This window comes from Alteromonas sp. MmMcT2-2 (assembly GCF_022348305.1).
GTDB classification, from domain to species: domain Bacteria; phylum Pseudomonadota; class Gammaproteobacteria; order Enterobacterales; family Alteromonadaceae; genus Alteromonas; species Alteromonas macleodii.
The window spans coordinates 18,183-42,959 of record NZ_JAKRFA010000026.1; the positions used below are offsets into that span (position 1 = coordinate 18,183).

Consider the following 24,777-nt stretch of genomic DNA (forward strand, 5'->3'; position numbering starts at 1 on the left):
ACCTAAACCCTAGTTTCAAAGATTTGATGAGGACGCGAATTTAATGTGTCCGGAATGTGGCCTCGCTGGTAGCTGGTGTTTTCAACAACCAGGCCGAGCGAAGTAAGACGTTTATGTAAATAGGGTAGGGTGTCTCCGATACGTTTAAGTACCTCATCGCTTGAAGCGTACAAATCTAAAGTAATAGTGCTTTTATCAATTTTAGATTTTGCCAACACTTGTCCGCTGTCACCAATGTCCAGCTTCATCGTGATATTCCAAAGAGAACGTTGGCCTGCTTGTGCGTGCTTATTGTCTTGGCCACCCAGCTCTCGTTTTATCAAGAGTTCTGGTGGACTTTGATGTTGTGAAAGTGATGGCAATATATAATAGAAACTATCTTGCCCTTGAATACGGCTATCTACATTAGCAATTTTGTTTTGCTGGTGGCTACTTAGCAGTGTTTTAAGTTGAGAAAGCAGCTGTTGTCTGCCGTCTAACTGGTTCATGTCTTGGCTAACGCGACTTGGTTGAGTCGTTACCCCCATATTCGCTAACGTTTTTGAAACGATAGAGTCAGGCGCATCTATTTGCGTTTTTAAGCCAGGCTGACGCTGCATGGCACGCCCCGCTAGTGCTAATTGAACCAAAGCAACCAATCCTTGAACAAAGCTGGAAGTGTTTACGGGCGAGGTTAAGTTTATTGGTGTGGTAACCAGCACCTGTGAGGATATAAGCTGCTGCAAGCGTTGCGAAAATCCTTGCTCGTGCATATCGAGCGCTAGTTTTTTCGCGCCGTTTTTTACATCGCCGACAGCGCCTACGTTCTCGCCAGCTACGCTCTCGTTTGATTTTGAACCCGCTATAGTGACGTGACTATCTGAAACCACTGGTGGTATCTCTGCGCCTTTACCTTGTGTAGCCGCAAGTTGAGCAGCGATGTTGCTCAGTAAGCTATTTGATAAGCCTTTTGCCTGTGAGCTTAACGCTTGTGCGATAGAGGCAAGTGATACAAGAGAAGATTTACTCCCACCGTCTTTTCCTTGCATGCCATTATTCTCTGCTGAAGCGGTTTCTTTCCCTTCCGTCAATATAGCTTTTGCTGTTGCTAGCAGTTGTTCGCTGGAAGGCTTAGGCGGTCCGATAAACTCTCCATTAGATATTTTGACTTGCGAAGGCTTCGCGTTGAGTGCATCAAGGCCTTTTAGGTGCTGCAAAATTTTATCGAAATGCTGGGCTCCATGTGCTTGAGGAGCGCCGCTGCCTGGCGGTGACTTTCCATTCTCAACAATAGCAACGAGTTGGCTTAATGCTTGGCTCGTACTGCCTGTTTGGCTCAATAATACCCGAGAAAGTGTACTAATTGCGTTGTGTACATCCGTTCCTTTAAGCGATGTGGGAGCCGCTGCTTTTAGGTTTGTAATGGATGAAGAGGCTTCGAGCGAGCTATTTCCCGTGACGGCATCGAGCCCTTTCGCCGTCACTTTTGGTAATTGTGTAAGGTCAAGTTTATTTACCTGCTCCAGATTCAAAGTTGGAGCCGAAAGGGAAGGGGCCTTGCTCTGCGGTAAACTTATTTGTAATAACGCGCTTTGTTGCGTAGTGCGAATTGAGAGTTTGCTACCCGTTAAGGTTAACGCAGAAAGCACTTTTAACGCGCTGGTGTCTGCACCTGAACTTTGTAACAGCGCGTTAAGTTGTGGCGGGTTACTCAAGTTATGCTCAACAGCAACGCCGCCTTGCTTAAGAGCGCTGGAAATTAGCTGTTGCTGTAAGTTGGTACTTACATCTTTATGGGTGATAGTGGCGAAATTGTTGTGGTTGGCTCTTGGGGCAGCGCTTCCATTGGAAAAACCTTGAGAGATTTGCAGCGCGATTCCACCGTTGCTAGCTCGGCTTAGCCCTATTACGACCTGCTGGCCGACCAGCTTTTGAAGCGCTGCTTTCGCCGTGCTATCCAGCTTTTCAGTGTTTATGTCTGTAAGGGGAACACCCTCGTTTTTAGCCGTGGTGAGAATGAGTTGCCCAAAGTTTTCGCTCTTTGTAGAAATAGAAAGCTGACCCTTAAGCGTAACGGCGGCGTTATTTGCAGCAAGCGCTTGTGCCACGGCTTTCAGTAATTCAGCTTTATCAGGCGCAGACAATGACGCGCCTTGTTGAGACAAACTTGTAGAAAGGAGTATTGCAGACTGAGCGCTTAACTGACTCTGCGGAGCATTTTGAACACTTTTCGTTTCTGGGTTTGAGACCTGGTCTGAAGTTCGGGGCAGAAGAGCAATTTGCGCATTATGAATAGCGTGTTTGGAGAATTTAGCGCTAACTTCTGCGGGTAAGACAACGTGCAATACTTGGGCGACCGACGGCGCTAAATTTGACGATGCATTACTCGATGTCATCGTTATCGATAGCACTCGTTCAGGCAAGCGTTCAACTATCACTTTCGCCGCATTGTCTAAAACGGTAGCCTGCGAAAGCGCAGCGTTGGCAATCACAGGCGTTGCTCCTCGACTCGAGCCTTGAGTAGCGGCATCTGTAGACGATAAAGCGGCCGAGACAGGCGACGTCAGGCCAGTTGTTTGATTTAGAGCGGCTGCCAATAGAGATGATAGTGGTGTTGTCATAATTGAGATATCGGCAATGTCGCGCTTTTCCTTACTTATTTGAGTATAGCAAAGCTCTGTTTGGCAGTTTCGTTATTGACCAGTTGATAAGATGAAGCAAAAGAATTCATCCTTTAGGCGGAGGGATAACACTTACTCACGACGGATGGCTCTCAGGAAAAATACCTTTGTCATTGAAGTAAATCATATTTAATTGGAATTCGCGACTGCGAAAAAGCGTTCATGTGGTAGACTAGCGCCATTTTTTAGAACCTCTTTTTAAGGTTGGAGTAGCCAGGTAGTGTTAGAGGCGCGCGAATTAACCTGCAGCAAACGAGACAGAACCCTTTTTGAAGGGCTTTCACTGGTTGTCGAACCCGGTGAGTTGCTGTATTTACGCGGTCCTAACGGTGCAGGGAAAACCAGCTTGCTGCGCATATTAACAGGACTGAGTTCACCTGATTCAGGTGCAGTATTGTACAACGGCATGGACATTTCAGAGGACAAGACAGGTTACTACCGAGACCTTTTTTATCTTGGCCATAAAAGCGGAACTAACGGCAGCCTCTCTGCCCTAGACAATCTATCGTTCTGGCTAGCTCAGCATAATGTATCGGTGCCTGTTAACACGCTTTTTGATGTATTAGAGAAAGTGGGATTAGTTGGACTTGAAGATGTGCCCGTAAGGTATTTATCGGCCGGTCAACAACGTCGCGTCGCGCTATCGAGACTGTGGCTAAAGCCAGCAAAGGTGTGGATACTGGACGAACCGTTTACAGCGCTTGATGTAAAAGGGGTTCACATGCTTGAAAAAAGTATGAAAGAGCACGTTGGTCGCGGCGGTCTCATCATTACTACTTCGCATCAACACCTATCAGAAACTGCAGGGGAACACCGTGTATTCGATTTGGAGTACCGTTTTTAATGTCACTTTACCAAGGAATTTTTAAGCGCGACATGCAGGTTGCATTCAAGCAAAAAGCAGAATTAGTGCAACCTCTGATGTTTTTGCTTATGGTGGTGACCTTATTTCCCTTAGGCGTTAGTCCGTCTCCCGACACCCTTCAACGCATTGGACCAGGGGTAATATGGATTGCGGCAATTTTGTCATCGCTCTTGGCGATGGAAAGGCTGTTTCGCGATGATTTTCAAGACGGGTCGCTAGAGCAGTACATGTTATCTGGTATGCCATTACCAGCGGTGAGTGCGGTAAAAGTGGCTGCCCATTGGCTGGTTAGCTTCGTGCCTTTATTATTGCTATCTCCACTGCTAGCGATGTTTTTAAATTTAACGGTCGATATGTATATCGCGCTCGTTTTAACATTGTTGCTGGGAACGCCATTACTTTCTTTAATTGGTGCCATTGCAGTAGGGCTTACCGTTGGATTGCAAAAAGGTGGGGTGTTGTTGGCATTGCTACTTATCCCTGTCTTTATTCCGTTACTGATATTTGCCACGTCGGCTGTGGATTCTGCCGCACTGCAATTACCTTATTATGCGCAACTTGCTATTATTGCCGCCATGCTTTTATTGGCTGCGGCATTGGCACCGTTTGCCATCGCATATTCTTTAAAAGTGAGTCAAAACTAATGTGGAAGTGGTTACATCCCTACGCAAAAACAGAGCGAGCCTATCAGCTTTGTTTAACTTTACAGCCTTGGTTTTGGGCTGGCGCTCTAGCGTGTTTAAGCGTAGGCACCGTGTGGGGGCTGGCCTTTGCGCCTCAAGATTATCAGCAGGGCGATTCATTTAGAATCATCTATATCCACGTACCTAGCGCCATTTTGTCTATGGGCACCTATGTGGCCATGGCGATTGCGGCCTTGGTGGGTATGGTTTGGCAGTGGCGCACCGCTTATATGAGCATGATTGCTATGGCGCCTATCGGCGCAGTAATGACGTTTATTGCTCTGTTCACCGGCGCCGCTTGGGGTAAACCAATGTGGGGCGCTTGGTGGGTATGGGACGCACGCCTAACATCAGAACTTATTCTGCTTTTCTTGTACATGGGCGTGATTGCGCTCTACGGTGCTTTTGAAGATAAGCAACAGGCGGGTAAAGCCGCAGGCGTGATGGCGCTGGTGGGCGTAGTAAATATTCCTATTATTCACTACTCCGTAGAATGGTGGAACACGTTACATCAAGGCGCGACCATTAGTAAATTCGACAACCCTTCAATTGCCCCTGAAATGCTGTGGCCGTTGTTAATTAACCTGCTGGGCTTCGCTTTTTTTATTGGGGCTGTGACCACGGTACGATTACGTAATGAGATTGTGCTTAGAGAAATGCACCGACCTTGGGTACAAGCGCTAGCAATGAATAAAGCATTAAATCAACAACCTGGTGATGCGGCTACTGCTAGTTTAAAAGAGGGCAGTTAAGATGCAGTTTGAATCCTTTGCCGATTTTTTAAATATGGGAGGCTATGCATTTTATGTATGGCTTTCGTTTGGCGTTACGTTCTTAGCAATGGGCATTATCGCTATTCAGAGTTTTAGTAAACATCGCGACCTGTTAAAGCAGGTAGTGGTGGAAAAAGAACGCAAAGCACGTATTAAAAAAGCGCGACAGCAACAGCAAGACAACACCTAAGTGTTAATGTGAAAAGTGAACTTAGCATTCATTTGCGTTTTTATCGTTTATTAGTTTTTTCGAAGTGAGAGTTGCATGAACCCGAGACGAAAGCAGCGACTAGCCGTAGTGGGAATTATCGGTTTTTTAATAGTAAGTGCAATTGGATTGATGCTTTACGCCCTAAACGACAGTATTGACCTTTTCTATACGCCAAGCGAAATCATTGAAGGTAAAAACGGCCAGAAACCGCAGGTTGGCCAGCGTCTTCGTATAGGCGGTATGGTGGTACCTGGCAGTGTGAAAAGGGATCAAGAAAGCTTAGCGGTGAGCTTTGACCTTATCGATACTGGCCCAACGGTTACCGTGACTTATACCGGTATCCTGCCTGATTTGTTCCGCGAAGGTCAGGGCATTGTGGCAACAGGAGTACTCACTGGTGCAAGCAGCATTAAAGCGCAGGAAGTGCTGGCTAAGCACGATGAAGAATACATGCCGCCTGAGCTAGCTGAAAAAATGAAGGGCATTAAGCACGTTAAACCTGAAAACATGCCATCCTACGAGTCGACTACCGGCAGCGGAGGCAATTAAATAATGGTACCAGAGATTGGAAATATTGCGCTCACTCTTGCGCTAGTGCTCTCTATATTATTGGCCGTTTATCCGCTTTGGGGGGCTCACCGTCAGCACGAAGCGTTAATGGCAACGGCCAAACCACTGGCAATTGGCTTATTTACCTTCACGCTTATTGCCTATGTATGCTTAACCTACGCCTTTGTGACTGACGATTTCAGTGTGGCCTATGTTGCCCAGCACTCAAATAGTCGACTTCCCATTTATTATAAAATTACCGCTGTGTGGGGCGGCCACGAAGGCTCATTTCTGCTGTGGGTGTTGATGCTTTCCATATGGACAGTAGCAGTGGCGATATTCAGCAAGGGTATTCCTCTTGCTATGGTCGCACGGGTGCTGTCGGTATTGGGAATGGTGGGCATCGGTTTTTACTTATTCATGCTGCTTACCTCAAACCCGTTTAACAGCATGCTGCCATTTTTCCCGGTCGATGGGCGAGATCTTAATCCGCTGCTGCAAGATTTTGGCATGATCATTCACCCGCCTATGCTTTACATGGGTTATGTTGGCTTTTCTGTCGCGTTTGCTTTTGCAATTTCAGCACTAATTTCAGGGCAGCTAGACTCAACCTGGGCACGCTGGTCAAGGCCTTGGGTCATTTCTGCCTGGGCTTTTCTTACCGTGGGTATTGCGCTAGGTAGCTGGTGGGCGTATTACGAACTTGGCTGGGGTGGCTGGTGGTTCTGGGATCCAGTCGAGAACGCCTCGTTTATGCCTTGGCTGGTTGGTACTGCGCTAATGCACTCGTTAGCCGTTACCGAAAAGCGTAAGGCGTTTAAGTCGTGGACCGTACTGCTTGCTATTGCCGCATTTAGTTTGAGTTTACTTGGCACCTTCTTAGTACGTTCAGGGGTAATTGTTTCGGTGCACTCGTTTGCAAGCGATCCTACCCGAGGCTTATTTATACTAGGAATATTGATTGTACTTAGTGGCTTTGGTTTACTGCTCTATGCTATGCGTGCTGCTTCACTTAAAAGCCCAGGCCGCTATCAAGCGTTTTCCCGTGAAGTGTTGTTAATGGGTAACAATGTATTTTTGTGCGCAGCAACACTGGTTGTATTGTTGGGTACACTACTGCCTCTTGTACATAAAGAGTTAGGTCTAGGCAGTATTTCGGTAGGCGCTCCGTTCTTCAATCAAATGTTCACGTTATTGATTGTGCCATTCGTACTAATGCTCGGTCTTGGCCCGCTTACGCGCTGGAAACAGCAAAAAGCCAGTGAATTACAAAAACAGCTATTAATCGCTGGCGGTATTGCGCTATGTGCCGGTGTACTAGTTAACTTTGCCTATGATGAACCAACCTATATGGGCGTTTTAGGCATGATATTAGTGTTTTGGATCCTCGTTACTACGGTGCAAGAGGTGATGCAGCGCTTATCGGCTATGCCATCAGGTAACAGTGATAATGCATCGGTGCTAGTTAAACTTCGCAAGCTTACGCCAAGTCACTGGGGAATGGTGCTGGGCCATGTGGGTTTTGCTATCTGCATTATCGGTATTACCCTTGTTTCAAACTACGAAATGGAGCGGGATGTTCGCATGGACATCGGCGATACCGTTTCTCTTGGCGATTATGACTTTAGCTTTAGAGATGTCGTCAAAGTTCAAGGTCCGAACTTTGAGGCGGACAAAGGCGTATTCGATGTTTATCAAGACGGTGAATTGATCGCGCATCTAGAGCCAGAAAAGCGTTTGTATATCGTACAGCGTATGCCGATGACTGAAGCCGCTATTCACTCAAATCCTATAAGAGATTTATTTATCGCTATGGGCGAGCCTTTAGACAATGGCGCATGGGCCATCCGTATTTATATTAAGCCATTTGTGATCTGGCTATGGGCGGGCGCAGTGGTTATGGCTATAGGCGGTATCTTCTCTATTAGCGACAAACGTTACCGTATGGCTAAAGTAAAAAAGATAAAACGTGTATTTGGTGGGAAAGGTGAAAGCGACGCTGAGCAATCTCATGGTCAAGTATCCACTCCATCAAATGCGTCAGTGAAAGGAGGCGCATAATGAAAAAAGCACCACTCGTTGCTATTCCGTTAGTGTTGTTTTCTTTGCTGGTCATTTTTCTGTTTAAAGGGCTTTTTTCTGACCCCAGAGAGTTAGATTCTCAGGTTCAGGATAAGACGTTACCTGCATTCTCTCTGCCAGACCTGATGAAGCCAGAGGTGACCTATACGCCTGAAGATTTAAAGGGCAAGGTAACCATATTAAATGTATGGGGTGTATGGTGCGTGACCTGCGCTGTTGAGATGCCGTACCTAACTCAGCTAAAGAACGAACAAAACGTTCACATTGTGGGTTTGTATTTTGATCAGGACTTAGACCCAGACTTTGGCACAAAAACACTGAGCCGTGTTCAGCAAGAAGTTACCGACATGCTCAGCCGTTACGGTAACCCTTACGCGTATAATATTTTTGATGTCTATCGCGATACGTCGCTCGACCTTGGAGTCACAGGAGCGCCAGAACACTTTGTTATCGACGCTGAAGGCGTTATTCGTATGCACCACATAGGCGATATTAACGAGCGGGTGTGGAACTCCAAAGTTGGCCCGTTATATACCAAGCTGGTGGCAGAAGCGTCTGGCAAAACAGGTAATGACAAAAAGGTAGATGTAGATGCAGTGATGGCCTCAGAGCCTACATTGTCGAACACGCTTAATGAAAAGAATAATCAGAGCTCCGCAACTGCACAGGGAGGGGAATGATTATGTTGTTGACGACCTCTATCCACAGATTCGCAAACGCTAGAGCCATTGCGCTTAACGTTTTCGCACTGATGTTTGTGTTTAGCGCTTTTTCAGTAAGTGCGGCTGAAGATAAGTTTTCTTTCGACACGCCAGCTCAGCGCGAAAGCTTTTTAAAGCTTACCGCAGAATTACGATGTCCTATGTGTCAAAACCAGAATATTGCTGATAGCGACGCCATGATTGCCCATGACATGCGCCGAAAAGTTTACGCGTTGTTAAAACAAGGCAAAACAGAGCAGGAGGTGATTGATTTTATGAAGTCGCGCTATGGCGATTTTGTGCATTATCAACCGCCAGTTACAGCTGCGACCTTGTGGCTTTGGGCTGGCCCTGTTTTGTTTATTTTTATTGCCCTAATTGTGGTGATTCGCCGCAAATCGGTAACACCACCAGAAGATATGGCCGCTAAGTTAGCTAAAGCAGATGAAATGTTGGAGCGAGAGAAAGAATGAGTTGGTCTGAGTTTTATATTATTGTTTCAGGCTTAATTACGCTTGTTCTACTAATTGTCGCTTTCCCATGGCTGCGTAACAAAAATCACGCAAAGCAAGACAGTTTAAGCAATACGCAAATTGTTAAGCAGCGCCTTGCAGAGCTCGACCGTGAAGTGCAAGAAGGGCTCATTAGCGAGCACGATAAGCGCCAAGCCGTTGACGAACTAAAACTAGCGCTGGTAGATGAAAGCGCATTTCAATCTCATAAAACGGGTAATGCAAAACTTCCGCTCGCGATTGGCGCCGTGCTTGCGATAGCCTGCGGAGTAATTGTATATGCGCAGGTAAACCAAATGGGTCGTGTTGCCCAGGCAGCCCAAGCTATTGAAGCGCTGCCCGAGTTGAGTAAACAGCTTGCTAGCGGTAATGCGAATAACCTGACTCAACAAGGCATTGCTAGCCTTGCTCTTGCTATACGCCAGCGTTTGAGAGAAGAGCCCGAAGACGACACAGGATGGATGTATTTTGGCAGATTGATGCTGAGTATTGGCCAAGAAGTACAGGCCATTGAAGCTATTGATAAAGCGGTGAGTTTGGCGCCATCTAACTCTGCTAATCGCATTACGCTTGCTCAAGCCTTAATGACCACAGGGGATGTAAACAACTTAGAACGTGCACAATCTATCTTATTAGGCTTGCTAAACGACAATCCAGCGAATGATAATCTTGCGCTGATGATGGCGGTGGTCTCTGCTCAGCTTGGCGATCTTGAAAATACTCAGCGTTTTTATAAGCAAGTTGAAGGTAAGTTACCAGCAGATAGCGACATGGCGCAGCGTTTAGTTGCGCGTATAAAAGAGCTACAAGGGAATACCAGTGAAATGGCAGCGCTACAAAATACAGCTGCTGAAATTACTGATACACCAACAGCGCAAAATGCCAGTAGCGAAGCGAAAAATACTAGTAGCGAAGCTCAAAGTGATAGCAGCGAAGCACAAACCGGCTTTAATATTACGGTGAATTTATCTGACGACGCTTACATGAAAGCGCCTAAAGATGGTTTCTTGATAGTGTTCGCTCAAGATGCGAACTCTGACAACAAAATGCCTGCTGCTGTGGTTAAACTGCCGATAGATGACTTCCCCGTATCCGTTACTCTAACCACAGAGAACGCAATGATGCCACAATTCACGCTGGCCACACTTTCTGATGTGATGGTTACCGCAAGACTATCCAAAGATGGTAATGTGGCAGTTTCAAAAGGCGAATGGCAAGGCAGTGTGAGTGCAAGCGTTACTGCCAACGAAATATCTTCACTAAGCGTTATTATTGATAAGGAATTATAAGTATGGAACTGTCTAAATCACTCGCAACCGGGTTGATTATTGCCGCAAGTCTTTTAGGTGGCTGTGCAAGTAACCATACGCAAGATCAAGCTAAAGCGTATTCTCAAGACACTGGGTCGAACGCACCAGTAGTGGATACTTCAGACCCCCGTGACCCGTTCGAGCCGGTTAACCGTGAAATCTGGGACTTTAACTGGGATGTGTTGGATGCCTACATCTTACGCCCAATAACCGTTACCTACGTGACTGTGATGCCTCAGCCTGCGCGAACTGGTTTGGTGAACATCACGGACAACCTACAAGAGCCTGCGAACTTTTTGAATAATATGTTTCAAGGCAAGGTTGATGATGGATTAGATAGCTTGGCTCGTTTTTTAATTAACACCACGGTAGGGTTAGTTGGCACTTTTGACGTTGCGTCAAAAATTGGCATTGAGCGTAAACGCGAGCAGTTTGGTGAAACTCTGGCTGTGTGGGGATTAGATACTGGGCCTTTCTTAATGCTGCCCTTTTTAGGCCCAAGCGATCCGCGAAGCTTCACCGGTGATTATGTTGACGGTTTTGCGTTTCCAATGTCGTTACTCGAAGGGTCTGTAAACTTAGCGCGTATTGGCATTTCGGTACTTGAAACACGAGCTCAATTACTTGATCAAGAAGCGCAGCTTGAGCAGTCTGTTGATGACTATGCTTTTGTGAAAAATGCTTACTTTGAAAACTTGGAGTTTCGCGTTACCGACGGTAAAAGCGGCGATAAAGCCATTGATGATGAGCAGCTAGATGACTTTGCTGATTTTGAAGCAATGTTGGAAGGCAATGACTTTGATAGCTATGAAGAAACGTCGGAAGAAGGTGTTGATGAGTCGACAGATTCAGAAGATACATCAGTTGATGACAGTGAGAAAGCTAAGCTAAAAGAAAAAGACGCCAAGTCGAAAGACGGCAAATAGAGAAAGAGTAATACTTAAAACGATGTTGGATAAAGTTCGGGGGCAGGGTTTAGTTATTGTTATCTAACCTCAACTTCAACGTCACTCTAGCTATAAATGCCCGCACAAAAAAAGCCATGCTCAACAGCATGGCTTTTTAGTTCTAGGTATGTGAACAAGCCTATTGGCAGCGTTCAAACGAAAAGCTAATCCTTTGGATAGCCCATCGGGTTTTGTGACTGCCAGTTCCATGTGTCGGCACACATGTCTTCCAAGCCTTTTTCTGCATGCCAGTTAAGCTCTGTAGCAGCTTTTGTTGGGTCGGCATAACAGGCTGCCACATCGCCGCTTCTACGCGGTGCAATCTTATAGGATACGGTTCTACCCGAGCCTTTTTCGAAAGCTTTGATCATTTCGATGACTGAATAGCCCTGACCTGTACCCAGATTGTATTTGTCTAAGCCCATGTTAAGGTTTAAACGATCAAGTGCTTTCAAGTGACCATTGGCAAGGTCAACAACATGGATATAGTCGCGAACGCCGGTGCCATCAACGGTATCGTAGTCGTCACCGAACACGCTTAGCTGCTCTAGCTTACCGGTAGCAACCTGAGAGATATAGGGCATTAAGTTGTTCGGAATACCGTTCGGATCTTCACCGATCTGGCCAGATTCGTGTGCGCCAACGGGATTGAAGTAGCGAAGCAATACAATGTTCCACTCGTTGTCCGATACGTAAAGATCGCTAAGCATGTGCTCAACCATAAGCTTCGACATACCATAAGGGTTTGTCGGGTTGCCAGTGGCCATATCTTCACGTAGCGGTAGCGATGCTGGATCGCCGTAAACCGTTGCAGATGAGCTAAACACAATATTCTTTACATTGTGCTTCTGCATAGCTTTACATAGCGTTAGCGTGCCGTACACGTTGTTTTCATAGTATGAAAGTGGCTTTTGCACAGACTCGCCGACGGCTTTTAAACCGGCAAAGTGAATAACGGCATAAATGTTATGCTCGCTGAATATGTCATCTAACACGGCGGTATCGCGAATGTCACCTTGAACAAAAGTAACCGACTTGCCTGTTAACGCTTCTACGCGACGAAGTGATTCAGCACTTGCGTTTGCAAGGTTATCCAGCACTACAACACCGTAGTTTTGTTCAAGTAACTGTAAAACTGTGTGACTACCTATATAGCCTGCACCACCAGTGACTAAGATGGTCTTCATGCATTCTCCTTGCTAGACGGTTGCGCAATGTATTTAGCGCAGATGGAATATTGAATAGGTTTTACAACCAATGGATAAATTAAAAATACCACAAAAGCCCACAGTAACGAGGTCCAATTTGACGCGGTTTGAAGAATAAATGCGAATACGGGGACAATGACGAGTAACTTTAGCACATTCAGTAAAGTCTTCTCAGGGACAGATAGCCGCTTTGCGGCTTGATCAAGCAACTTAACGCGCTCTGTCAGTGGAAGACCTTTTAAGGCAGGAATGTCTCTGGTAGAAAAATAAAACTTCATAGGTTTATGTAAATGCCCTTAATAAAAAACCGCCGGAACGTTACGTTGCGGCGGTTATTGTAGGGTAATTGGTCAGCACTTAAAACATGCTAACAATAAATTACGCTTTTTGTTCAATACCTGCTCTTTCCCAGAAACGAGATTTAAAGCTCATTAAACCAATCACGATGGCAATGGCGATGCTAAATAGGGCAATTTGAAGGTACAGGTCTGGCATTTGCTCTACGTTTTCTGGGTCGAAGTTACCTGAAAGTAAGCCAGCAATAATGTTACCAATAGAGTAAGTCAGTACGAATACCCCCATCATTTGCCCTGCGAAACGCTTAGGTGATAGCTTACTTACTGCACTTAGTGCAACTGGGCTTAGGCACAGCTCACCAACAGTGTGTAAGAAGTAGGTAGTAACCAACCACATAGGCGCAACTTTAAGGCCTTGTGCAGCGTACTGCGACGCCATAAACATTACCAAGAAGCCCGACGCCATAATAACGATACCTACGGCACACTTAATCGTGTACGACGGGTCGATCATTCGTTTCGCAAGGTTAATCCAAAGGGCAGCGAAGAAAGGCGACAGGATGATTATAAATAGCGAGTTCGAAAGCTGGAACCATACTGTTGGGATAGCGTCCATCCCGAACCAAGAGGTAAGTAGCGAGCCGCTTTCAAGTACGCGGTCGGTATAGTTCTGAGCGAATAGGTTGAGCGAAGAGCCAGCCTGTTCGAAACCAGACCAGAAACACGCTGACGCAACACATACTAAGAACAGCGCCCACATACGCTTCTTTTCGTTGTCGCTTAGTTGGCCTTTAAAATAAATAAAGCCGAAATAAAGGAAGAAGATGACCGTAAAAGCAACGGCAACTTGCTGAGCAAGGGCAACTGGCTCAATAACTATAGTGCCCATGTGTGCAAGCACAATTACCACAACAGAAAGTGCAATCACTGCCCATACGCCCATCCATGCGCGCTGTTTGGCCGCACCTTTATAAGGGTTTGCAGGAGCAACAGAATCCGCCGATAACGAACGGTTGCTGAAGTAATATTGAATTAGGCCGATTGCCATACCGACGGCAGCTGCACCAAATGCATAGTGCCAGCCCCAATTTTCCTGTAAATAACCAGTCACTAGGTAGGCGATAAGAGAGCCAATGTTAATACCCATGTAATACAGCGCATAGCCACTGTCACGACGGCCATCATCCTCGCCATATTGTTGACCAACCATCGCAGAAATATTGGGTTTAAGTAAGCCTGTGCCCGAAGCAACAAGGATAAGGCCCACGAAGAAAAGGTTTTGCAAGTCTATGGCGAGTACCACGTGGCCTGCGAAGATGATAATACCGCCATACCATACGGCGTTTTTACCACCGATTAAGCGGTCCGCTAACCACCCGCCCGGTAAACCTAGGAAATATACCGCACCTGTGTATAGGCCGTAGATTGCGCCAGCGGTTGCAACAGTAAAGCCCAAGCCCTGCGTTTGTAAGCTCGCGGTCATGAAAAGAACAAGTAGCGCGCGCATACCGTAGTAACTCATGCGCTCCCACATTTCTGTAAAGAATAGCGTTCTTAGGCCCCCTGGATGGCCGAAAAAGCTAGTATCGTTAGATGGTTTCATAATTATATTTTAATTCCATATTGCTTATGGTTGTTATTGTAGAGCACTTATAGGATAGGCTCTTTGATAGTAGTCCGTAAGGCGGATAGCTTCTTATACTAGAGCTTGCTTAAAGACACAAGATTTGGACGATAAACTTCATTAAAGCGGTGTCAACCGACTAAGTCTTGAGCGACTTAGTCGATTAAACTGTTGGCTTGCTAAACAGATGGAGGCACTAAAGCTCGCGGATAGTAGCTACTACAATTCGTACTATTCCATAAATAAGCAGCAATGACACACCAAAAAGAACAAGGTTATAGATAACCGTGGGGTAAGCATTATCATCCGGAAGGGTAGGTGATTCTACGGTTACCAAGTGTTGCAGTTTTTGGTATGCCTCTACGCGCGCGTTTTCTAGTGTAATAAGCGATGAAGAGTACGCTTGAATAGCCAATTGAAGCTGCACCTGAAGGTTACTGTATTGCGCCATTAATTCACTGACTGACAGGGCTTCACTTTCTCCTTCAGCGGTACTGATACGCTCTTTTTGCTTTTCTACTTCTTTTTGTAGTGCAGCTATTTCACGCTTAATGTTAATCACTTCAGGTGCGACATTAGACATCATAGTAGACATCGTGCTTAGCTCAGCTTTTTTCTGGGCAAGGGTCGCTTCTAATGAAAAAGCGATCTGCTGAAACGCTGCACCTTCAGCAGTAGGGTCGAGCACGTTGTATTTAGATTGGAAGCCTAAAATTTCAGTTTTTGCTTGTTGCAGCTTTTGTTCAACAATCTCGTGTTCACCCTTGGCAAACGTAAGCTTGGATTTAGCCAAGTTGTTATTGATGTTATTAATAAACTCTTCCGCTTTATCAACAATAGCTTGGTTTATTATTTGGGCATATTCAGCGTCGAAAGCGCGGGTTCGCAAAGTGATGACAGAAGATGCCGAGTCCACGCTAACTTCAATATGGTTAAGATAAAACTGATAAAAGTCCTCTTGCTTGTGTGAAGATGACAGGCCGCTAAACAAATCGGCTTTGTCTGACATGTAATGATCTCGAAGGCCAATAGTTTCATCGAGATACTTAATCATATCTGCAGACTGAATATACGCTTCTACAAGCTGACTTTCCGTACCGCCGGATGCACCAGAAACACCAGCTGCCATCAAGAGAGATGAGGGGTCGAAGCTGCTGCCGCCGTCACTTGATTTAATAATAAGTTGGCTTTTACTTTCATATTGTGGTGCAGCCCATAAAACAAGGTATAGGGCGTAAAGCACCCATGGAAGTACAAGCAACAGCATTTTGTGTTTGCTGAGAAGGGCATTGAGCTGTGTAAGAGATTTTTCCACTGTGATTTGAACCTATTTAAGTGATTTCTTATTGTTTGCATCCTGCGTATAAACGTCGATGCCTTCTTCGAGATCGTGATAATAAGTAAGTTTGCCTTCATCTATGATAACGGCAGACGTACAGAACTCGCGGATTTGGTCTAGTTCATGGCTAACCATGATAACGCCCGCTTGTTCACTTTTTTCTTTTAGCGATAAACGCGCTTTTTTTCTAAAAAGCGGATCGCCTACAGATGTCGCTTCATCGATAAGGTAAATATCAAAATTAATATTCATGCAGCACGCAAATACGAGTTTGGCGCGCATACCTGAGGAGTATGTGCGCACGGGAAGGTCGAAGCGTTTACCTAACTCTGCAAACTCTTGCACTCGCTCTTCGTATTCTGGAAGCGATTTGACGTTGTTAATTCGGCCCACAAAACGCGTATTTTCACGCCCTGTCATTTGCGGGTGTACACCTGTTTGAAGGGCAACCGGCCACGACATGGATTTATTCGTTAAAACTCGGCCTTTGTCTGGGTATTCGCTTTTGGCTAGCATCCGGAAAAGAGTCGACTTACCGGCGCCATTTTTACCTAAAATTGCGACGTTATTTTCCGTAGGAAAATCAAAATTCAAATTTTTGAAAATATATTGAGGGCCCATTTTACTGGGGTAACTCTTTGTTAAATTCTCAATTCTTATCATCGAGACAACACCTTCTTCCATGTGATGTGATACATCGAAAGGCTTAGGAAGAGAAAAATAATGGTAATCTCAATTAGAAAGCCAAGGGATACGCCCTTTGTTCCATAGGATTCGAAACAAGCGTAACGGGCGAGTTCATTGAAATGAACAAGAGGATTCCACGTTAAGTAAGGCCAATACTCTTCAGGCAGATCTTGAAGACTGAAAAAAACGCATGAAATAAACATTAATGGGCGGGTAAGCATTGATTTTATCTTATCCACTTCCGGCACGAATGCGGCAGCGATAGCAAAAATCATCCCTATGGATATTGAAAATACCCACAAAAGAAGAAACAGAGATATCAGCAGCAACGGGTCATTTACCGTAAAGGTCTCGCCCATCAGGTAAAGCGCAAGACATAGTAATGCGACAACCACTACCTTTACTGAAAACTCGAGGAAGCCCGCTGTGAGTATCGCTGAAATAGGTTGAACCTGTCTGAACGCATAGAGCGGCTTATTTCTGCGCACAGAAGTTGATACTGACTGGAGGCATGTAGTCAAAGACTGCAGCCCGACCATACCGATCATCATAAACAGAAAAAGAGGAATAGAGTGGATATCATCGCCGCTGATCAGTCCACGAAGGTATGACAGCGCGAAGATAAAGGCAAAAGGCTCTAAAAATGCCCAGCCTAAGCCAAATTTATCGTTAAATTTACTTTGAAGCTCGCGCAGGAAAAGCGCGAATATCACGCCTCTCCATGCGTAGAGCTGGTCTTTAAACGTTACCATGTTTAGTTAGTAGCTACGTTGGCTGCAATAGCAATCTGATAAACAATCTGAGTAATGTCTTTAACCGCTTGCAATAGCTTGGTATCGATAGCAGGCAAGACGATGATCTGATCACCTGGTTCTAACTTACTATCGTTGCTAGCTAGGAATGAGCTGTTGATGCTAGTAAAGGTAACATTACCATTTTTACGAACAATAAGGATTCGTTCGTCTTCAGCACGTTCAGTGAATCCGCCGGCCCAAGCAACATAATCTTCAGTCGTGGCTTCTGGGTTAAAGACTACTGACTGAGGAAGTAACACTTCACCACCTACGTGCACTAAGTCAGTTACCTCTGGGATGACAATAGTGTCATTCGGTTCTAGCAGAATATTTGCGATATCACCATTTTCAGAAACTACGACTCTGCCTTGAGGCTCAATCTGGCGAGCACGTGCGATAAAGTCAGCGACAAGCTGAGCTTCTTGGGCACGGATGGCTCCTTCACCCGTCGAGCTAATGGGAGCGGTATACATGCTCCGCTCAAGACGCTGAAGACCTTCTTCGATGATTTCTTTTTGCTTTACAGCAACGCTTTCTCTTAACAGATAAATATTCTGGGTATCAGAAAGGGCTGTATCTGCTTCGATGTGATCTAGTACATCGATAAGGCGTGTGCCTTTATCAACCATAATCTGAGATGCGCCAGCAAATGCGCCAGCCACATTAATGCGATAGATTTGGGGCTCGTGGTCAGCAAGGTATTCAACCGTGTCACCTGCACTTAGTTCAAGTGAAGCAAATTCATCCAAACTCAAGTAGCGAGCAAACTGTTTGTTATTTCGAATACCAGATACCGAAGCATGGGAGGAAAACTCACCTGGTCGCGCAAAGTAATTCACCACGCCGCCGTTCAATTCTTCGTTAAGAAACTCAAAGGTGAAGCTATTTCGAGCGCCTGTTTCAACGACAATAGTGTTGCCAATTGGGTGCACTAATATGGTATCGCCATCTTTAAACGACATCTGAGGCAACTTACCATTTCTGAAAAATGCATATAAATCGGCAGTAGCGACTACTTTACCATTGCGCACTACGTCTATCTGCCTAAAACTTCCGCGCTGAAAATCAATACCACCAGCGCGTTTTAGGTAATACAGCACGCTATCTGAGGCGAGGCCTGCATATTGACCAGGTCTTAGCACCGGGCCAGAAACGAAAATTGACACGGGCGTTGATGTAAGAAGGTTAACGTAAACATTTACATCGTTTGTATAAACCTGTCTGATTTTTGCAGTAACGGTTTGATTTACACTGCCAGCAGGTGTATTTGCAACACGGATAGGACCAATGTTAGGAATAAAAATATTGCCTTGATTATCAACGGTTACTACGTCAGAAAAGTTAACCGCCCCCCACAGCCATATTGAAATTTTATCGCCCGGTGCAACGAGATAGTTATCATTAAGACCTGTGCTGCGTTCTGACTCAAATCCACCAATAAATAAGTTGGCTGCAAAAGGTGGGTTTTCCATAGGCGCTTGCGCAGGAAAAACAGTATCAATAGTTGGCTCGCCAGGTAAGTTTACGCCATTACGAGGCTGGGTTGAAAACTGTCCCATGGTATTCGCAGAACTGCTAGCGCCTGGAAGCGTTCGCTGGGTTGAAATACTCAATGGCGATACGGACTGATTAGCAATGCCGCTACTCTGGCTCTGCTGAGCTCTTTCTCTTAACTGCTGCAATTGTTCCACGCTTTGCGCGCTTGCAGTGCCCACATAAGCGAAAAGAAGTGACGTTGCACAAGCCGCTAGCGTCAGGCGCTTTAAAGTTTTTTTGATGCTGGTTGACTGCATTTATCTATTCACCTTGCACTGTTGCCGAAGCTACTAAGGGAGTAATAACTCGCCATTGACCGTTTCGCTGACATGTCGTCATTTTACGCTGAATATCAGAAGACGCTGTTTCACCGTCTTGTAAAGAAAATCGGATACATTTATTGCCTGTGGCGGATATATAGTGCTTCAAGGACTCGTATTGATGGCCATTGAAGCGTATTGAAAATGATTCCTGCGTATCATGATAAATGTTGGCTTTTGGAATATTTATTGCAAGCTCTTTGTCCGGTGCAAGGGAATAAGCAAGAGAAGAATGCACCAAAGGAATGTCAGCCTTAGTGGCGGTAGGAGTGTTAGAACACCCAGCTACGCCTACCGTAACTACGATAGGTAAAATTAGACGAGATAATTGTTTGAACATTAGCTTTCATATCCATATAGCAATTTCGCGCTAGGATAACATAAGTTTTAAAAAAAGCATGTTCGCTATCGCAGTTGCTGAATTGTCTGAGTCTTCACCAAGACCGCAATATAGAAGACAAGTTCATATCAATAGTGTAACTCGATATGTTTTTGGCATTGCAAAGACTGGAAATAGACGAGTAAGTTAACAGGTTAAAGGAATAAAGAAGTTATTCAATCGTTACAACAGAAGCTGAGATAGTTCGAGAGAGGCGGCGAGAAGACGCACAACAGGTTCTCTTTTTAGCGGTGATTAAGGTAATTCTCGCAACAAATGAGTTTTTGACACGTTTTGATACGTTATTTATGCATGAAGGGTGGTTACTTAGACAAATGTTTTATATTATATCGAAGTTTTCTATCCGCATACTCATAACAAGATGCCCTCATCGCGCTGGAAGAAATGGAAGTTGTAAATAAATGGAAGCAACATTTAGTTTTTTATCAAAATTTGCATGTGTATTGACAGAAACTACTACAAATAGCTGTGTTTTTGTCGGTAACGCGAGGTTGTGTGTTTTATGCTAGCTTATTTGCAGTTTGTCCCGCTTTTTACTGCATTTTTCGTCGCCCTTATCCTTTTGGTGGTCATGACGCCTTTAGCGCATCAATTTGGCTTAGTTGACCAACCATCAGCGCGAAAACGTCACGCCGGAATTGTACCTCTAACAGGTGGTGTGGCTATTTTTATGGCCGTCCTTGTTGCCAGCGTCGCGACAGATGTGTGGATGAAAAACAATCCTCTGTTTTTCACCGCATCAGCATTTGTTGTCTTGCTTGGTATGTTGGATGACCGTTTTGACCTGAGTGCCAAAGGCCGCCTTATGTGCCAATTTGGTGTTGCAGCGATCATGGCATGGAGCGCGCAAAACTATATTACATCTTTGGGTAATATCTTCGGAACAGGTGAGGTATTTCTCGACCTAGGTGGGTATTTCTTTACGATCATTTGTGTGGTCGGTGTCATCAATGCGTTTAACATGATAGACGGTATTGATGGATTAGCCGGCGGTATGAGCCTTGTTATTCTATTAACAGTTGCGGGCTTTTTGATCTTTACTGGTAACGGAGCCTCCATCATGGAGCCGCTTATCATCGTTGCAGCTATTGTTCCGTTTCTTGCTTTTAATTTGAGTTGGAAAGGGTTTAAAGGCAATAAGATATTTATGGGTGATGCGGGCAGTATGTTCGTTGGGCTCACTATCGTATGGTTGCTTGTTGATCACACTCAAGGTGAAGCTGCCGCATTTAGGCCCATTACTGCGGTGTGGTTAGTCGGCCTTCCATTAATGGACATGGCCGCGATCATGTATCGCCGTGCGCGGAAGGGGCAATCAATGCTCAAACCTGACCGTCAGCACCTTCACAATATCTTTATGCGTGCAGGGCTTAGCAGTAGAAAGTCACTTGTTGCTATCCTTTTGCTCGGAGCATGTTATTGCTTAATCGGTATATTAGGAGAAGTCTATCAGGTAGCTGAAGCCGTCATGTTCTGGGGCTTTATTGGGCTACTCGTTGTGTACAGTCTTGTTATCCAACATATTTGGAGTGTACTGCGCTTTGTGAAGCGATTAACCGCATAGTTTGAGTAAAATCGTGGCAGGCTTAGTAAAATCTCTGTAACATGCCAACAAATAAAAGCGCACAGTTAAGGCGCTTTTATTTTCTCTGTTACTTTTTTACGTTGGTAAAATTTCTTGATAAATCAATTCTCTATTCTTCAAAATAACAATAAAAAACAGCATGTCGAATCGATAATTGCTATGGCGGTTTACCAAGCTGACAATGCGAAGTGGCTTCGCGAAGCCATTGAAAGCATGACTGAGCAGTCTTACACAGATTTTCTTTTCGTTATTGTCGCCGACGGACCTGTACCTCAAAAAATAACTCGCGTACTAGAGGATGTAGCAAGTAAAGACGACAGGGTAATAATAGCGTCGAATAGTCACAATGTGGGGCTAGCAAGTAGCATGAACTCAGTTGCTGACTTCGGTATGCAGTTTAACCCATCGTTTTTCATAAGAATGGATGCGGATGATATTTCTGAAGAAAACCGCCTTTTACGTCAAATCACCTACCTTAAAAAGCACAGCAATATTTCTGTATTAGGATCAGCGCTAACAGAAGTTAACGAAAGTGGTGTTAAAGTTGGCGCGCGAGTAATGCCCGCTTCGCACAGGCAGATCGTTCGTATCTTGCCGAGACGATGCTCGCTAAACCATCCAACAGTAGTTATTCGTTACAATGTATTTAATGATGGGCATCGTTACGACAGTGACTTGTTAAACACACAAGACTATTTTTTCTGGATAACCTTAGCGTCTAAGGGGTATATCTTTAGGAACTTAAAAGATCGACTTTTGAAGTTCAGACGAGTTAATAACTTTTATAAACGTCGAGGCTTAAGTAAGTCGCTCAACGAGTTCAGAGCACGTTTATATGCCATAGGTAAATTAAAGCAACTTTCACCCTATAACTTTTTTTACGCTTGTGGTGTTTTAGCATTGAGGTTAATGCCTGGAAAAGTGGTTAAACTTGCCTATAAACTTGATAGACATTTACTGGAAAGGTTTAGTAAACATTGAGCGTCGGCGTTGTTGTTATACTATTTAATCCTGATGTTGAGCACGTGCGTAGTCTCATCGATGCGTTTTGTGCCCCTGACTGGAACGTCATCTTAGTTGATAATTCTCCAAGTCCTCAGCAGGCTCTTTTAACAACTGATGTTACTTATCTTCATTACCCCTCAAATATTGGTATCGCCCACGCTCAGAATGTCGGCTTGAAAGTGCTCTTTAATGAGGGAAGCGACTACGCCTTTTTGCTTGATCAAGATAGCTTGTTCTCTCCCGATATTGCCGTTGAGTTAGTCAGGCAATTCCAAGACCTTGAGCAACGTTCCCCAATTGCAGCCATAGGCCCTTCGATCTATTGCCAATTTTCAGAGTGTGTCGATCAGGGTGTTCTGCAAAAAGGGAAGCAGGTTTCCGAAAAGTTAAAAACAGTAAAGCAAATCATTGCCTCAGGCATGTTAATTTCCAAACGTACTTTTGAACGCGTGGGTGAAAAAGAAAATGAGCTCTTTATCGATGGCGTTGATCACGAATGGTGCTGGCGTGCTCGAGCCAAGGGCATGGTTATCTATCAGTCGCTCAGTGCATGTATGCCTCATCGACAAGGCGATGATAGAGTGAAAGTTTGCGGTGTGACATTCAAGCAGGGCGCACCGATAAGGCTCTACTATCAGTTTCGTAACGTACTCATTTTAGCGCGCCGCCATTACGTACCTCTTTATTGGAAACTTCGTCATGTTTGTGCAATACCTCTGAGGTATCTTGTAAACAGATATTGCTTTGAGCAAGGCAAAATGCGAGGCGCTTTCATGTGGGCAGGACTCAAAGATGGATTAAAACGCAAAACCGGCCCCATAGAGCATGCACTAATTCCAAAAAGTAGTGTGAAAAAAAGCGACACTTGATGTGTAGGAAAGGAAGGACAAATCATAAACGCTTTCACTATTATGGTGCATTAGATATTATTTATCCCTAATTTTGTGCTTTTATCGGTGGTTTTGAGCTGTTTTGCCCTTTTTCAATACACAGACGCTCTAAAAAGGTAATTGGAACATCGATTGCATTAGTCTTGCGAACAACAGTGAATATATCTCAGCTTAAGGAATAACAAACGGCTGAAAGTCGACTTAGGCGTGTATTTAGGATTTTAAAAAAGGATATTAACTATGAGTCAGGTTAAAAAAGCGGTAATCCCTGTAGCGGGCCTTGGGACGAGAATGCTCCCAGCAACGAAAGCTATTCCAAAAGAGATGTTGCCAGTGGTTGATAAGCCATTGATCCAATACGTGGTAAGCGAATGTGTTGCTGCAGGACTAAAAGAAATTATCCTAGTAACGCACGCGAGTAAAAACAGCATTGAAAACCACTTTGATACCTCTTTTGAGCTAGAAGCCACGCTAGAAAAGCGTGTAAAACGCCAACTGTTAGAAGAAGTTCAGTCAATCTGTCCAAAAGATGTAACTATCATGCATATTCGCCAAGGCGTTGCTAATGGACTTGGTCACGCAGTACTTTGTGCTCGACCTCTGATTGGCGATGCGCCGTTTGCGGTAGTACTACCTGACGTCATTATTGATGATGCAGCAAGTAATCCTAAGAAGGATAACCTTGCAGACATGGTTGCCAAATTTAACACCAGTCGAGTAAGTCAGGTCATGGTTGAGCAGGTACCAGACGAAGATATCTCTAAATTTGGTATCGCAGACCTAGACGGCGCGGCAATTGCGCCAGGTGAGTCAGCGAAGATTCACAAAATGGTTGAGAAGCCGCCTCGCGACGAAGCACCTTCTGACCTTGCCGTTGTAGGCCGATACGTTCTGTCAGAAAAAATCTGGGATCTGTTAGAGTTCACGCCTCCAGGCGCAGGTGGTGAAGTTCAGCTTACTGATGCTATTGATGCATTGATGAAACTTGAACAAGTTGATGCTTACTACATGAAAGGTAAGAGTCACGATTGCGGTAGTAAGTTGGGTTACATGAAAGCTAACGTTGAATATGCGTTACGTCACCCATCGTTAGGCGACGAATTTAAAGAATACTTAGCTTCTGTTGTTAAATAGTCTTACTAGGGCTTGTTGATCTTTAGTGTAGATGAAAGAACAGCAGGCCTAAGGCAATTAAATAGCTTTAAACGATTAAAAATGCGCCCTTGCGGCGCATTTTTTGTGTGTGGAGCCAGCGTACCGCCTTTTCGCTTTAGTCCTTCTATCTTACCTGTACATAGCCTTCAATTTTATTAAGCATCTTTTCACCGATACCTTTCACTTGAGTTAATTGTGCGACCTCAAGAAACGGGCCTACTTCTTCACGATATTTAATAATAGCTTTCGCTTTAGATTGTCCAACGCCGGGTAGGGTAATTAATTGCTCTACGGTCGCCGAGTTTAAATCGATACGTTGTTGTTGGCTTGTACCTTCATTAGCTTGCGAATTTTCGCTATCCGCTGGTTGAGCGTGAACCGCTGGCGTTTGAATGGCTAGTGCAGATAGTACGAGTAAACCTGAGATTAATTTTTTCATCATCTTTCCTTGTATGTTGCTAAGCGCGCCATAAAGCGTTATCGGCGCAATATTTAAGTAAATGGGTTTAAGTCATGTACCAAAGCGCGCTGACTTTTGTAACCTAGATGCAAGCGGAGCAGGCCTCTTCAAAAATTTCCTGTCTTCTGTTGTGACCAAGTTACAAAGCTCAGCACACTTCAACGTGTACAAAGGAAATAATAAAG

24 protein-coding genes are annotated in these 24,777 nt (G+C 44.8%); 14 read left to right on the plus strand and 10 right to left on the minus strand.

The window, feature by feature from the left end; genetic code table 11:
• Positions 1-2: 2 nt before the first annotated feature.
• Complete coding sequence (locus tag MHM99_RS14580) at positions 3-2,600, minus strand: flagellar hook-length control protein FliK (RefSeq protein ID WP_239219974.1); 2,598 nt, start codon at positions 2,598-2,600, stop codon at positions 3-5.
• Between the two features lie 280 nt (positions 2,601-2,880).
• Here MHM99_RS14580 and ccmA point away from each other — a divergent pair, with 280 nt between their 5' ends.
• The 10 genes from ccmA to MHM99_RS14630 all read left to right on the plus strand — a co-directional run bounded on the left by ccmA (position 2,881) and on the right by MHM99_RS14630 (position 11,272).
• Entirely contained in the window at positions 2,881-3,504 is a 624-nt protein-coding gene (ccmA, locus tag MHM99_RS14585) for a cytochrome c biogenesis heme-transporting ATPase CcmA (protein ID WP_049585958.1), read from the plus strand.
• Positions 3,504-4,169: a heme exporter protein CcmB gene (ccmB, locus tag MHM99_RS14590; protein WP_049585959.1), complete on the plus strand. Its 666-nt coding sequence runs from the start codon at positions 3,504-3,506 to the stop codon at positions 4,167-4,169. The genes ccmA and ccmB overlap by 1 nt, the downstream gene beginning before the upstream one ends.
• Positions 4,169-4,960, plus strand: coding sequence for a heme ABC transporter permease (locus tag MHM99_RS14595; RefSeq protein WP_049585960.1), 792 nt, complete (start codon positions 4,169-4,171; stop codon positions 4,958-4,960). The genes ccmB and MHM99_RS14595 overlap by 1 nt, the downstream gene beginning before the upstream one ends.
• A 1-nt stretch (position 4,961) precedes the next feature.
• The gene (gene ccmD, locus MHM99_RS14600) at positions 4,962-5,171 is read left to right on the plus strand and encodes a heme exporter protein CcmD (protein ID WP_014975830.1); all 210 of its coding nucleotides are present in this window, start codon (positions 4,962-4,964) and stop codon (positions 5,169-5,171) included.
• A 75-nt stretch (positions 5,172-5,246) separates the two neighbouring features.
• Positions 5,247-5,741: a cytochrome c maturation protein CcmE gene (ccmE, locus tag MHM99_RS14605; protein WP_075176084.1), complete on the plus strand. Its 495-nt coding sequence runs from the start codon at positions 5,247-5,249 to the stop codon at positions 5,739-5,741.
• Between the two features lie 3 nt (positions 5,742-5,744).
• Positions 5,745-7,802 (plus strand): heme lyase CcmF/NrfE family subunit, encoded by a 2,058-nt coding sequence (locus MHM99_RS14610; protein ID WP_239219976.1) that lies wholly within the window; start codon positions 5,745-5,747, stop codon positions 7,800-7,802.
• Entirely contained in the window at positions 7,802-8,503 is a 702-nt protein-coding gene (locus MHM99_RS14615; protein ID WP_239219978.1) for a redoxin family protein, read from the plus strand. The genes MHM99_RS14610 and MHM99_RS14615 overlap by 1 nt, the downstream gene beginning before the upstream one ends.
• Positions 8,500-8,997: a cytochrome c-type biogenesis protein gene (locus MHM99_RS14620; RefSeq protein ID WP_239219980.1), complete on the plus strand. Its 498-nt coding sequence runs from the start codon at positions 8,500-8,502 to the stop codon at positions 8,995-8,997. Before MHM99_RS14615 ends, MHM99_RS14620 begins: the two co-directional genes overlap by 4 nt.
• Positions 8,994-10,325 (plus strand): c-type cytochrome biogenesis protein CcmI, encoded by a 1,332-nt coding sequence (gene ccmI / locus MHM99_RS14625; protein ID WP_239219982.1) that lies wholly within the window; start codon positions 8,994-8,996, stop codon positions 10,323-10,325. The genes MHM99_RS14620 and ccmI overlap by 4 nt, the downstream gene beginning before the upstream one ends.
• Positions 10,326-10,327: 2 nt before the next feature.
• Positions 10,328-11,272 carry a phospholipid-binding lipoprotein MlaA gene (locus MHM99_RS14630; protein WP_014975836.1) on the plus strand — a complete coding sequence of 315 codons (945 nt, stop codon included), beginning with the start codon at positions 10,328-10,330 and terminating at the stop codon, positions 11,270-11,272.
• Between the two features lie 185 nt (positions 11,273-11,457).
• Here the strand turns inward: MHM99_RS14630 and galE are convergent, their stop codons facing one another.
• The 8 genes from galE to MHM99_RS14670 all read right to left on the minus strand — a co-directional run bounded on the left by galE (position 11,458) and on the right by MHM99_RS14670 (position 19,437).
• Positions 11,458-12,480, minus strand: coding sequence for a UDP-glucose 4-epimerase GalE (gene galE, locus MHM99_RS14635; protein ID WP_239219984.1), 1,023 nt, complete (start codon positions 12,478-12,480; stop codon positions 11,458-11,460).
• Positions 12,477-12,779: a DUF6170 family protein gene (locus MHM99_RS14640; RefSeq protein WP_014975838.1), complete on the minus strand. Its 303-nt coding sequence runs from the start codon at positions 12,777-12,779 to the stop codon at positions 12,477-12,479. Before MHM99_RS14640 ends, galE begins: the two co-directional genes overlap by 4 nt.
• Positions 12,780-12,879: 100 nt before the next feature.
• The gene (locus MHM99_RS14645; protein WP_239219986.1) at positions 12,880-14,400 is read right to left on the minus strand and encodes a peptide MFS transporter; all 1,521 of its coding nucleotides are present in this window, start codon (positions 14,398-14,400) and stop codon (positions 12,880-12,882) included.
• A 217-nt stretch (positions 14,401-14,617) separates the two neighbouring features.
• Entirely contained in the window at positions 14,618-15,736 is a 1,119-nt protein-coding gene (locus MHM99_RS14650) for a capsule biosynthesis protein (protein ID WP_239219995.1), read from the minus strand.
• 12 nt (positions 15,737-15,748) lie between these two features.
• Positions 15,749-16,423, minus strand: a complete 675-nt coding sequence (locus tag MHM99_RS14655) for an ABC transporter ATP-binding protein (RefSeq protein ID WP_239219996.1) — start codon at positions 16,421-16,423, stop codon at positions 15,749-15,751.
• On the minus strand, positions 16,420-17,199 hold the full coding sequence (locus tag MHM99_RS14660; RefSeq protein WP_014978534.1) for an ABC transporter permease: 780 nt from the start codon (positions 17,197-17,199) through the stop codon (positions 16,420-16,422). Before MHM99_RS14660 ends, MHM99_RS14655 begins: the two co-directional genes overlap by 4 nt.
• A gap of 2 nt (positions 17,200-17,201) precedes the next feature.
• Complete coding sequence (locus MHM99_RS14665; RefSeq protein WP_014948527.1) at positions 17,202-19,034, minus strand: polysaccharide biosynthesis/export family protein; 1,833 nt, start codon at positions 19,032-19,034, stop codon at positions 17,202-17,204.
• 4 nt (positions 19,035-19,038) lie between these two features.
• Positions 19,039-19,437 (minus strand): hypothetical protein, encoded by a 399-nt coding sequence (locus tag MHM99_RS14670; RefSeq protein WP_014948528.1) that lies wholly within the window; start codon positions 19,435-19,437, stop codon positions 19,039-19,041.
• A gap of 562 nt (positions 19,438-19,999) precedes the next feature.
• Here MHM99_RS14670 and wecA point away from each other — a divergent pair.
• The 4 genes from wecA (at position 20,000) to galU (ending at position 24,111) form a co-directional block, all read left to right on the plus strand.
• Entirely contained in the window at positions 20,000-21,061 is a 1,062-nt protein-coding gene (gene wecA, locus MHM99_RS14675; protein WP_014948529.1) for a UDP-N-acetylglucosamine--undecaprenyl-phosphate N-acetylglucosaminephosphotransferase, read from the plus strand.
• A 114-nt stretch (positions 21,062-21,175) separates the two neighbouring features.
• Positions 21,176-22,063 carry a glycosyltransferase gene (locus MHM99_RS14680; protein ID WP_239219997.1) on the plus strand — a complete coding sequence of 296 codons (888 nt, stop codon included), beginning with the start codon at positions 21,176-21,178 and terminating at the stop codon, positions 22,061-22,063.
• Complete coding sequence (locus tag MHM99_RS14685) at positions 22,060-22,956, plus strand: glycosyltransferase family 2 protein (RefSeq protein WP_239219998.1); 897 nt, start codon at positions 22,060-22,062, stop codon at positions 22,954-22,956. The genes MHM99_RS14680 and MHM99_RS14685 overlap by 4 nt, the downstream gene beginning before the upstream one ends.
• Before the next feature lie 261 nt (positions 22,957-23,217).
• Positions 23,218-24,111, plus strand: a complete 894-nt coding sequence (gene galU, locus MHM99_RS14690; protein ID WP_014975843.1) for a UTP--glucose-1-phosphate uridylyltransferase GalU — start codon at positions 23,218-23,220, stop codon at positions 24,109-24,111.
• Positions 24,112-24,256: 145 nt separating this feature from the next.
• On the opposite strand, the gene MHM99_RS14695 is transcribed toward galU, so the two are convergent.
• On the minus strand, positions 24,257-24,571 hold the full coding sequence (locus tag MHM99_RS14695; protein WP_049585970.1) for a ComEA family DNA-binding protein: 315 nt from the start codon (positions 24,569-24,571) through the stop codon (positions 24,257-24,259).
• Positions 24,572-24,777 lie beyond the last annotated feature (206 nt).

Coding starts and splice junctions, on each gene's coding strand:
- MHM99_RS14580 (WP_239219974.1), bottom strand. CDS start 2,600: ATGACAACACCACTATCATCTCTATTGGCAGCCGCTCTAAATCAAACA.
- ccmB (WP_049585959.1), top strand. CDS start 3,504: ATGTCACTTTACCAAGGAATTTTTAAGCGCGACATGCAGGTTGCATTC.
- MHM99_RS14595 (WP_049585960.1), top strand. CDS start 4,169: ATGTGGAAGTGGTTACATCCCTACGCAAAAACAGAGCGAGCCTATCAG.
- ccmD (WP_014975830.1), top strand. CDS start 4,962: ATGCAGTTTGAATCCTTTGCCGATTTTTTAAATATGGGAGGCTATGCA.
- ccmE (WP_075176084.1), top strand. CDS start 5,247: ATGAACCCGAGACGAAAGCAGCGACTAGCCGTAGTGGGAATTATCGGT.
- MHM99_RS14610 (WP_239219976.1), top strand. CDS start 5,745: ATGGTACCAGAGATTGGAAATATTGCGCTCACTCTTGCGCTAGTGCTC.
- MHM99_RS14615 (WP_239219978.1), top strand. CDS start 7,802: ATGAAAAAAGCACCACTCGTTGCTATTCCGTTAGTGTTGTTTTCTTTG.
- MHM99_RS14620 (WP_239219980.1), top strand. CDS start 8,500: ATGATTATGTTGTTGACGACCTCTATCCACAGATTCGCAAACGCTAGA.
- ccmI (WP_239219982.1), top strand. CDS start 8,994: ATGAGTTGGTCTGAGTTTTATATTATTGTTTCAGGCTTAATTACGCTT.
- MHM99_RS14630 (WP_014975836.1), top strand. CDS start 10,328: ATGGAACTGTCTAAATCACTCGCAACCGGGTTGATTATTGCCGCAAGT.
- galE (WP_239219984.1), bottom strand. CDS start 12,480: ATGAAGACCATCTTAGTCACTGGTGGTGCAGGCTATATAGGTAGTCAC.
- MHM99_RS14640 (WP_014975838.1), bottom strand. CDS start 12,779: ATGAAGTTTTATTTTTCTACCAGAGACATTCCTGCCTTAAAAGGTCTT.
- MHM99_RS14645 (WP_239219986.1), bottom strand. CDS start 14,400: ATGAAACCATCTAACGATACTAGCTTTTTCGGCCATCCAGGGGGCCTA.
- MHM99_RS14655 (WP_239219996.1), bottom strand. CDS start 16,423: ATGATAAGAATTGAGAATTTAACAAAGAGTTACCCCAGTAAAATGGGC.
- MHM99_RS14660 (WP_014978534.1), bottom strand. CDS start 17,199: ATGGTAACGTTTAAAGACCAGCTCTACGCATGGAGAGGCGTGATATTC.
- MHM99_RS14665 (WP_014948527.1), bottom strand. CDS start 19,034: ATGCAGTCAACCAGCATCAAAAAAACTTTAAAGCGCCTGACGCTAGCG.
- MHM99_RS14670 (WP_014948528.1), bottom strand. CDS start 19,437: ATGTTCAAACAATTATCTCGTCTAATTTTACCTATCGTAGTTACGGTA.
- wecA (WP_014948529.1), top strand. CDS start 20,000: ATGCTAGCTTATTTGCAGTTTGTCCCGCTTTTTACTGCATTTTTCGTC.
- galU (WP_014975843.1), top strand. CDS start 23,218: ATGAGTCAGGTTAAAAAAGCGGTAATCCCTGTAGCGGGCCTTGGGACG.
- MHM99_RS14695 (WP_049585970.1), bottom strand. CDS start 24,571: ATGAAAAAATTAATCTCAGGTTTACTCGTACTATCTGCACTAGCCATT.